Below are 9,822 nucleotides of genomic sequence, written 5' to 3' on the forward strand. Positions count from 1 at the left end.
AACGCGCTGACTACAGCGCGTCTCAAACCAAGCGGCATTTTGAAAGGGGAACGGGAGTAGTTGGGGACTCCCGCTCGTAAAACAAGCCCTTTCGTCTGCTTCTTAGTTACGCTCGAGGTCGATATCGATACCCAGCGAGCGGATTTCCTTGACCAGCACGTTGAACGATTCAGGCATACCAGCGTCGATCACATGGTCGCCTTTGACCAGGTTTTCGTACACTTTGGTACGGCCATTCACGTCATCCGACTTCACAGTCAGCATTTCCTGCAGCACGTACGACGCGCCGTAGGCTTCCAGTGCCCACACCTCCATCTCACCGAAGCGCTGGCCACCGAACTGGGCTTTACCGCCCAGCGGCTGCTGCGTCACCAGCGAGTACGGACCGGTCGAACGGGCGTGCATCTTGTCGTCGACCAGGTGGTGCAGCTTCAGCATGTGCATGAAGCCAACCGTGACCTTGCGCTCGAACGCTTCGCCGGTGCGGCCGTCGTACATCGTGACCTGGTTCTTCGACGGCGTCATGCCCAGGTGGGCAGCGATGTCGTCCGGGAACGCCAGGTCCAGCATGCGGCGGATATCTTCCTCGTGGGCGCCGTCGAAAACCGGGGTCGCGAACGGCACGCCGTTCTTCAGGTTTTGCGCCAGGCTCAGGATTTCTTCATCGCTGAAGTTGTCCAGGTCTTCCTTGCGGCCGGTTTCGTTGTAAATCTTGCCCAGGAAGGTACGCAGGTCTTGCGCCTTCGCTTGCGCCGCCAGCATTTCGCCGATGCGCCAGCCCAGGCCCTTGGCCGCCCAACCGAGGTGGGTTTCCAGGATCTGGCCGACGTTCATACGCGATGGAACGCCCAGCGGGTTCAGCACGACGTCTGCCGGACGGCCATCGGCCATGAACGGCATGTCTTCGACCGGCACGATACGCGAGACCACACCCTTGTTACCGTGGCGGCCCGCCATCTTGTCGCCCGACTGCAGGCGGCGCTTGACGGCCAGGTAGACCTTGACCATCTTTTGCACGCCAGGCTGCAGCTCGTCGCCTTGGGTCAGCTTCTTGCGCTTTTCTTCGAAGGCCAGGTCGTACTGGTGACGCTTCTCGTTGATCGATTCCTTGATCGCTTCCAGTGCGTTCGCCGATTCGTCGTCCGCAGGGCGGATGTCGAACCAGTGGAACTTGTCCAGGTCGGCCAGGTATTCGGACGTGATGACCGCGCCCTTCGCCAGCTTCTTCGGACCGCCGTTCACGACTTTACCAACCAGCATACGCTCCAGACGCTGGAAGGCGTCGCCCTCCACGATACGCATCTGGTCGTTCAGGTCCAGGCGGAAACGCTTCAGCTCGTCGTCGATGATCTGCTGGGCGCGCTTGTCGCGCTGGATGCCTTCGCGGGTGAAGACCTGCACGTCGATCACGGTGCCGACCATGCCCGAAGGCACGCGCAGCGAGGTGTCTTTCACGTCCGACGCTTTTTCGCCGAAGATCGCGCGCAGCAGCTTCTCTTCCGGAGTCAGCTGGGTCTCGCCTTTCGGGGTGACCTTACCGACCAGCACGTCGCCGGCGGTGACTTCCGCGCCGATGTAGACGATGCCGGATTCATCCAGGCGAGCCAGCTGGTTCTCGGCCAGGTTCGAGATGTCGCGGGTGATTTCTTCCGCGCCCAGTTTCGTATCACGGGCAACCACCGACAGCTCTTCGATGTGGATCGAGGTGTAGCGGTCGTCCTTGACCACGTTTTCCGAGATCAGGATCGAGTCTTCGAAGTTCAGGCCGTTCCACGGCATGAAGGCCACCAGCATGTTCTGGCCCAGTGCCAGCTCGCCCAGGTCGGTCGATGCGCCGTCGGCAATCACGTCGCCACGGGCAACGCGGTCGCCAACCTGCACGATCGGACGCTGGTTGATGTTGGTGTTCTGGTTCGAACGGGTGTACTTGATCAGGTTGTAGATGTCGACACCGACTTCGCCGGCTTGCGCCTCGTCGTCGTTGACACGAATCACCACACGGCCGGCATCGATGTAGTCCACCACGCCGCCGCGGACGGCTTGCACGGTGGTGCCCGAGTCGACCGCCACGGTGCGCTCGATACCGGTACCGACGACAGCTTTTTCCGGACGCAGGCAAGGCACAGCCTGGCGCTGCATGTTGGCGCCCATCAGTGCACGGTTCGCGTCATCGTGCTCGAGGAACGGAATCAGCGAGGCTGCAACCGACACGATCTGGCCTGGAGCCACGTCCATGTACTGGATGCGTTCCGGCGAGACCAGGATGGTTTCGCCGGCTTCGCGTGCCGACACCAGTTCGTCGATCAGCTGGCCTTCTTCGTTGATCTTCGCGTTGGCCTGGGCAATGATGTAGCGGCCTTCTTCGATCGCCGACAGGTAGTCGATCTTGTCGGTGACCTTCGAACCTTCGACCTTGCGATACGGGGTTTCCAGGAAGCCGTATTCGTTCAGGCGGGCGTACAGAGCCAGCGAGTTGATCAGGCCGATGTTCGGGCCTTCAGGCGTTTCGATCGGGCAGACGCGGCCGTAGTGGGTCGGGTGCACGTCGCGCACCTCGAAGCCTGCGCGTTCGCGGGTCAGGCCGCCAGGGCCGAGGGCGGAAACACGGCGCTTGTGCGTGATTTCCGACAGCGGGTTGGTCTGGTCCATGAACTGCGACAGCTGCGACGAACCAAAGAATTCACGGATCGCAGCAGAAATCGGCTTGGAATTGATCAGATCGTGCGGCATCAGGTTGTCCGCTTCGGCCTGGCCGAGGCGTTCCTTGACGGCGCGTTCCACACGCACCAGGCCGGCGCGGAACTGGTTTTCGGCCAGTTCGCCGACGCAACGCACGCGGCGGTTACCCAGGTGATCGATATCGTCGACTTCGCCGCGGCCATTGCGCAGCTCGACCAGGATCTTGATCACGGACAGGATGTCTTCGTTCGACAGGGTCATGTCGCCGGTCAGTTCATCGCGGCCGATACGGCGGTTGAACTTCATGCGGCCGACAGCCGACAGGTCGTAGCGTTCCGGGCTGTAGAACAGGCCGTTGAACAGGGCTTCGACCGATTCTTCGGTTGGCGGTTCGCCAGGACGCATCATGCGGTAGATCGCCACGCGCGCGGCCATCTGGTCGGCGGTGTCGTCGGTGCGCAGGGTGGTCGAGATGTAGGCGCCCTGGTCCAGGTCGTTCGTGTACAGGGTCTGGATCGACTCGATGCTGGCGTCGCGCAGCTTGCCCAGCAGCTCGTCGGTCAGCTCGTCGTTGGCGTTGGCGATGATTTCGCCGGTGTCGCCGTCGACGACGTTGGTCGCCAGCACGCGGCCTACCAGGTAGTCTTCAGGCACCGAGATCGACTTGATGCCGGCGGCTTCGATGTCGCGCACGTGCTTGGCATTGATGCGCTTGTCCTTGGTGACGATGGTCTTGCCCGACTTCGGATCGACGATGTCGAAGCGCGCGACTTCGCCGCGCAGGCGTTCGGACACGAACTCCAGCTCGCCGCCTTCGGAGCGGAGATTGAAATTGTCGAAGACGAAGAAGTTCGCCAGGATCTGTTCCGGCGTCATGCCAATGGCTTTCAGCAGGATCGTTACCGGCATCTTGCGGCGGCGGTCGACGCGGAAGAACAGGATGTCTTTCGGGTCGAACTCGAAGTCCAGCCACGAGCCGCGGTAAGGAATGATGCGGGCCGAGAACAGCAGCTTGCCCGACGAGTGCGTCTTGCCGCGGTCGTGTTCGAAGAACACGCCCGGCGAACGGTGCAGCTGCGAGACGATCACGCGCTCGGTGCCGTTGATGACGAAGGAACCGTTGGCGGTCATGAGCGGCAGTTCGCCCATGTACACTTCCTGCTCTTTCATTTCCTTGACGACCGGCTTGGTCGGCGATTCCTTGTCCAGGATCACCAGGCGCACCTTGGCGCGCAGCGGGGAAGCGAAGGTCAGGCCACGTTGCTGGCATTCCTTGACGTCAAAGGCAGGGTCGCCCAGCACGTAGGACAGGAATTCGAGACGGGCGAAGCCGTTGTGCGACACGATCGGGAAGATCGAGCTGAAAGCCGATTGCAGGCCTTCGTTCTTGCGTGCCGACGGCACGCCGTCTGCTTGCAGGAAGTTCTCGTAGGATTCGAGCTGGGTAGCCAGAAGATATGGAACGTTGTGAACGTTGGCGCGCTTCGCGAACGACTTGCGAATGCGTTTCTTCTCAGTAAATGAGTAGTGCATGGACACTCCGTGAGTGACAGAAAGGATGAGAATTCAGGGATTGCCAGTGGCGGCGTGCCACATACAAGGCCTCAAGTCTCTTCGTGTTCCGCCGGATGAAAAGGACAGGCTACTGCTGTGTTACGATTTAAACTGTGTTGCCGATACAGCCATGCAGGTGTTGCGTTTGCCGCAGGGACGACAAAAGAGCCAAAGCCGCAACCCCACCTTGCGGCGGGGTTTGCAAGCTTTGACTCCGGCTCCGGGTACCTTGCGGTACCCATTGCTTTTTATTACTTGAGCTCGGCCTTGGCGCCAGCTTCTTCCAGCTTCTTCTTGGCAGCTTCTGCGTCGGCTTTCGGCAGGGCTTCCTTGACGGTCTTCGGTGCGCCATCGACCACGTCTTTGGCTTCTTTCAGGCCCAGACCGGTGATTTCGCGGACGGCCTTGATGACGCCGACCTTGTTCGCGCCGACTTCGGTCAGAACGACGTTGAATTCGGTCTGCTCTTCAGCAGCGGCTGCGGTTGCGCCGCCGCCAGCTGCCGGTGCTGCCATTGCAGCTGCCGACACGCCGAACTTCTCTTCGAATGCCTTGACCAGTTCGTTCAGGTCCATGACGGACATTTCGCTAACTGCGTTCAGGATATCGTCTTTGCTAATTGCCATTTGAAACTCCAGGTATGTAGTGTTTGTAGTACAGGTTTAGTTCTTGAGAAAAGAGACGTGCGCTTACGCTGCAGCGGTTTCTTCGGCTGCAGGAGCAGCTTCCGAACCTTCGCCTTTTTTCGCTGCCAGGGCAGCCAGACCACGTGCGAAGCCCGACACCGGAGCCAGCATGACGCCCAACAGCTGCGAAATGAGGACTTCACGGGAAGGAATGCTTGCCAACGCGGTAACGCCAGCTACGTCGAGCTGCTTACCTGCGTAGTTACCGGCTTTCACGACCAGCTTGTCGTTGGTTTTGGCGAAGTCGTTGATGACTTTCGCTGCTGCAACGGCGTCGTCCGAGATCGAGTAGATCAGCGGACCGGTCATGGCGTCAGCCAGAGGGGCAAACTGCGTGCCTTCGACAGAGCGGCGTGCCAGCGTGTTCTTCAGAACACGCAGGTACACACCCTGCGAACGCGCGGCTGCACGGAGTTTCGTCAAGTGACTAACCTGGATGCCACGGTACTCGGCCACGACGATCGTTTGCGCGGTTGCTACTTTTGCGCTAACTTCTTCGACGACGGCCTTTTTGTCATTCAGATTAAGACCCACGGTCAATCTCCTTAAATGATGCGAACGACATGTCCGCATCGGTTCGAACACACGGCGTCCGAAGTTAAGAAGTCAAACCAGCGTGGATGTTTTCACGCAGCATGAACTACAAAACTTGTTCGGGTACACCATCTGCGTTGGGTGGTCTATTAACCGATCGCTCAACCTCTGCTTTCGGCCCAACGGTCTTTGACTGCCTGCCGGGGCGGTGCTTTGCCCCGGCAGCCCAAAGATGCGCCTCGCTAGTGTTTTGCGAGGACTTGATTCTTGAAACTTAAGCGGCGACCGAAGCGTGGTCGACACGGACGCCGGCGCCCATGGTCGACGAGATCGCGACCTTGCGCAGGTACACGCCCTTCGAGGTGGCCGGCTTGGCCTTGTTCAGTGCGTCGATCAGTGCAGCCAGGTTGGCTTGCAGGTCGGCGTCGCTGAACGACTTGCGACCGATGGTCGCGTGGATGATGCCTGCCTTGTCGGTACGGTACTGGACCTGACCGGCTTTGGCGTTCTTGACGGCTTCAGCGACGTTCGGGGTCACGGTGCCGACTTTCGGGTTTGGCATCAGGCCACGTGGGCCCAGGATCTGGCCCAGGGTACCGACGATACGCATGGTGTCAGGCGAAGCGATGACGATGTCGAAAGGCATGTCGCCGGCTTTGACGCGCTCGGCCAGGTCTTCCATACCGACGATGTCGGCGCCGGCTGCTTTTGCAGCTTCAGCCTTGTCGCCCGAAGCGAAGACAGCGACGCGCACGGTCTTGCCGGTGCCTGCTGGCAGGACGACCGAACCACGAACGACCTGGTCCGACTTCTTCGGATCCACGCCCAGCTGAATCGACACGTCGATCGATTCGTTGAACTTGGCGGTTGCGAATTCCTTGACGATCGACACTGCGTTGTCGAAGGCGTAGACCTTGTTACGGTCGACTTTCGCTTTCATTTCTTTGACGCGCTTGGACAGCTTAGCCATTACACACCCTCCACCGTGATGCCCATCGAACGTGCCGAACCGGCGATGATACGCACTGCTGCGTCCATGTCGGCTGCGGTCAGGTCCGGCTGCTTGGTTTTTGCGATTTCTTCAGCCTGGGCGCGGGTCAGCGTACCGACTTTGTCGGTATGTGGCTTCGGCGAACCCTTGGTGATGCCAGCGGCTTTCTTGATCAGGTAGGTTGCCGGTGGGGTCTTCATCACGAAGGTGAAGGACTTGTCGGCGAACGCGGTGATCACGACAGGAATCGGCATGCCCGGCTCGAAACCCTGGGTCTGGGCGTTGAACGCCTTGCAGAATTCCATGATGTTCAGGCCGCGCTGACCCAGTGCTGGGCCGATCGGTGGGGATGGGTTTGCTTTACCAGCTGCCACTTGCAGCTTGATAAAACCAATAATCTTCTTGGCCATGGAGTGCTCCTAAATTGGCTTTGAGTAGTAGCGCCCCACCGCGACTACTCGCTCGGCGGGGCTCCTCTTACCGGATTCCGCCTGCCTGCTGCGACGCTCCGATTAAAGCGTTTAAACCTTTTCTACCTGCCCGAACTCCAGTTCCACCGGAGTTGCGCGGCCGAAGATGGTGACAGTCACACGCACCTTCGATTTTTCGTAGTTCACTTCCTCGACGTTGCCGTTGAAGTCGGTGAACGGGCCTTCCTTGATGCGGACTTGCTCGCCCACTTCGTACAGCACTTTCGGCCTTGGCTTCTCGACGCCTTCCTGGACCTGCTGCATGATCTTGTCGATCTCGCGCGTCGGAATCGGGGTTGGCTTGTTCGACTTGCCGCCGATGAAACCAGTGACCTTGCTGGTATTCTTCACCAGGTGCCAGGTTTCGTCGGTCATTTCCATCTCGACCAGCACGTAGCCAGGGAAGAAGCGGCGCTCGGTAACCGATTTGCTGCCGTTCTTGACTTCCACGACTTCTTCGGTCGGGACCAGGATCTGGCCGAATTGTTCTTGCATGCCGGCGCGCTCGACGCGCTCGGTGAGCGCACGCATGACGCTCTTTTCCATGCCGGAGTACACATGCACGACATACCAGCGCTTGTTGCTGACCGGGACACTCACGGGAGCTGCAGGCGTCGTACCGGCATCGGCTTCCGATGCGCCGATCGCCGGAATCTCTTCCGGCTGATTGTCTTGTACGTTATCGCTCATTATTGTTTCCATCCCAGGACCAGGTCGTACAGCAGGAATTCCAGCAACTTATCCGTGCCCCACAGGAAGATCGCCATCACGACGACAAAGGCAAACACGATCATGGTGATGGTGCGTGCTTCCTTGCCGGTAGGCCAGACAACCTTTTTGGTTTCGCGTACGGACTCTTTGGCGAAGTTCAGGAAATCACGGCCGGAAGTGGAGGTCCACAAAAGCAGGACAGCAAAAACTAAACCAGCCACGAGGGCGCCGGCGGCGACCAAGGCTGGTTTGTTCTGGCCTTTCAGGTAAAAGAACCCGACTACGCCTGCAATCGCGGCAACCACCGCCAGGGCCACCTTAAACTTGTCATTCGAGGTGCTAACGGTTTGCACGGATTGATTAGACATTCTTCTTTACTTTCGGTGCTGCGCACCAGAATTCGGTGGCAGGGGCGGAGGGAATCGAACCCGCGACCTTCGGTTTTGGAGACCGACGCTCTGCCAATTGAGCTACACCCCTACGAAGACTTCAGCTGAATCGCGCATTCTACACCATGTGCGCACATGGTGGGAATGTTTTTGAAGAGGTAGTTGGCACTACCCCTTCGGTACTACAACTTCTAATTACTTAGGCAATGATCTTTGCAACCACGCCGGCGCCGACGGTACGGCCACCTTCGCGGATTGCGAAGCGCAGGCCTTCTTCCATCGCGATCGGGTTGATCAGCTTGACGGTGATCGACACGTTATCGCCTGGCATGACCATTTCCTTGTCCGCTGGCAGCTCGATCGAGCCGGTCACGTCGGTGGTACGGAAGTAGAACTGCGGACGGTAGTTGTTGAAGAACGGGGTGTGACGGCCGCCTTCATCTTTCGACAGAACGTAGATCTCGCCGGTGAAGTGGTTGTGCGGCTTGATCGAGCCTGGCTTTGCCAGAACCTGACCACGTTGCACGTCTTCACGCTTGGTGCCGCGCAGCAGCAGGCCGACGTTGTCGCCAGCTTGACCCTGGTCCAGCAGCTTGCGGAACATTTCCACGCCGGTGCAGGTGGTCTTCACGGTGTCGATGATACCGACGATTTCGATCTCTTCGCCGACCTTGATGATGCCGCGCTCGACACGACCGGTCACCACGGTACCGCGGCCCGAGATCGAGAACACGTCTTCGACTGGCATCAGGAAGGCGCCGTCAACGGCACGTTCCGGGGTTGGGATGTAGGTGTCCAGGGCTTCGGCCAGACGGACGATGCACTCTTCGCCCATTTCGCCTGGCTGGCCTTCCAGCGCCATACGTGCCGAACCCTTGATGATTGGCAGGTCGTCGCCTGGGAACTCGTACTTCGACAGGAGTTCGCGGACTTCCATTTCAACCAGTTCCAGCAGTTCTGCGTCGTCGACCAGGTCGCACTTGTTCAGGAACACGATGATGTACGGAACGCCAACCTGACGCGCCAGCAGGATGTGCTCGCGGGTCTGTGGCATTGGGCCGTCGGCGGCCGAGCACACCAGGATCGCGCCGTCCATCTGCGCTGCACCGGTAATCATGTTCTTGATGTAGTCGGCGTGGCCTGGGCAGTCAACGTGAGCGTAGTGACGGTTTTCGGTTTCGTACTCGACGTGCGCGGTGTTGATGGTGATGCCGCGTGCTTTTTCTTCCGGAGCCGCATCGATCTGGTCGTATGCCTTGGCTTCGCCGCCGAATTTCTTCGACAGAACGGTTGCGATTGCAGCCGTCAGGGTGGTTTTGCCGTGATCAACGTGACCGATGGTGCCGACGTTGACGTGCGGCTTGGTCCGTTCGAATTTACCTTTTGCCATTTGAGACTCCTAACGATATTTTGAGAATTACCAGGCACACCTGACGGACGAGTACTAACGGACTGCCGCTTTAAATTCTGGTGCCCTTGACGTGGATTGAACACGTGGCCTCTCCCTTACCAAGGGAGTGCTCTACCACTGAGCTACAAGGGCTGATTGTTTGCAGTGCACAGCTGCACCACAATAACTGGAGCGGGTGAAGGGAATCGAACCCTCGTCGTAAGCTTGGAAGGCTTCAGCTCTACCATTGAGCTACACCCGCGAGGTACAACTTCAATTCGACTTCACGACTTCTTCTTTTTGGTGGTGGGGGCTGGATTCGAACCAGCGTACTCAGAGAGGGCAGATTTACAGTCTGCTGCCTTTAACCACTCGGCCACCCCACCGCGAAGAACCGCAGAGTATGAAGCAAGCTCAA

8 protein-coding genes and 4 tRNA genes are annotated in these 9,822 nt (G+C 59.1%); all 12 read right to left on the reverse strand.

Going from position 1 to position 9,822, the window contains the following annotated elements:
• Nucleotides 1-102: 102 nt before the first annotated feature.
• The 12 genes from rpoB to LK540_RS05210 all read right to left on the reverse strand — a co-directional run bounded on the left by rpoB (nt 103) and on the right by LK540_RS05210 (nt 9,790).
• On the reverse strand, nt 103-4,212 hold the full coding sequence (gene rpoB / locus LK540_RS05155; protein WP_229435982.1) for a DNA-directed RNA polymerase subunit beta: 4,110 nt from the start codon (nt 4,210-4,212) through the stop codon (nt 103-105).
• Between the two features lie 272 nt (nt 4,213-4,484).
• The gene (gene rplL, locus LK540_RS05160; RefSeq protein WP_229435983.1) at nt 4,485-4,859 is read right to left on the reverse strand and encodes a 50S ribosomal protein L7/L12; all 375 of its coding nucleotides are present in this window, start codon (nt 4,857-4,859) and stop codon (nt 4,485-4,487) included.
• A gap of 63 nt (nt 4,860-4,922) precedes the next feature.
• The gene (rplJ, locus tag LK540_RS05165; RefSeq protein WP_136222033.1) at nt 4,923-5,453 is read right to left on the reverse strand and encodes a 50S ribosomal protein L10; all 531 of its coding nucleotides are present in this window, start codon (nt 5,451-5,453) and stop codon (nt 4,923-4,925) included.
• A gap of 274 nt (nt 5,454-5,727) precedes the next feature.
• A complete protein-coding gene (rplA, locus tag LK540_RS05170; RefSeq protein WP_229435984.1) occupies nt 5,728-6,423 on the reverse strand; it encodes a 50S ribosomal protein L1 in 696 nt (231 codons plus the stop codon).
• Nucleotides 6,423-6,854 (reverse strand): 50S ribosomal protein L11, encoded by a 432-nt coding sequence (rplK, locus tag LK540_RS05175; RefSeq protein ID WP_020653552.1) that lies wholly within the window; start codon nt 6,852-6,854, stop codon nt 6,423-6,425. Before rplK ends, rplA begins: the two co-directional genes overlap by 1 nt.
• 111 nt (nt 6,855-6,965) lie before the next feature.
• The gene (gene nusG / locus LK540_RS05180) at nt 6,966-7,604 is read right to left on the reverse strand and encodes a transcription termination/antitermination protein NusG (RefSeq protein WP_229435985.1); all 639 of its coding nucleotides are present in this window, start codon (nt 7,602-7,604) and stop codon (nt 6,966-6,968) included.
• A complete protein-coding gene (secE, locus tag LK540_RS05185) occupies nt 7,604-7,993 on the reverse strand; it encodes a preprotein translocase subunit SecE (protein WP_229435986.1) in 390 nt (129 codons plus the stop codon). The genes nusG and secE overlap by 1 nt, the downstream gene beginning before the upstream one ends.
• Before the next feature lie 36 nt (nt 7,994-8,029).
• A tRNA-Trp gene (locus LK540_RS05190) sits at nt 8,030-8,105 on the reverse strand.
• Between the two features lie 108 nt (nt 8,106-8,213).
• Nucleotides 8,214-9,404, reverse strand: a complete 1,191-nt coding sequence (gene tuf / locus LK540_RS05195) for an elongation factor Tu (protein ID WP_229435987.1) — start codon at nt 9,402-9,404, stop codon at nt 8,214-8,216.
• Between the two features lie 78 nt (nt 9,405-9,482).
• Nucleotides 9,483-9,557 (reverse strand) — tRNA-Thr (locus LK540_RS05200).
• A 35-nt stretch (nt 9,558-9,592) separates the two neighbouring features.
• Nucleotides 9,593-9,666: transfer RNA gene (locus LK540_RS05205), tRNA-Gly, on the reverse strand.
• Nucleotides 9,667-9,705: 39 nt separating this feature from the next.
• A tRNA-Tyr gene (locus LK540_RS05210) sits at nt 9,706-9,790 on the reverse strand.
• Nucleotides 9,791-9,822 lie beyond the last annotated feature (32 nt).

The sequence above is a fragment of the Massilia sp. IC2-278 genome, assembly GCF_020708045.1.
Classification (GTDB): domain Bacteria; phylum Pseudomonadota; class Gammaproteobacteria; order Burkholderiales; family Burkholderiaceae_D; genus Telluria.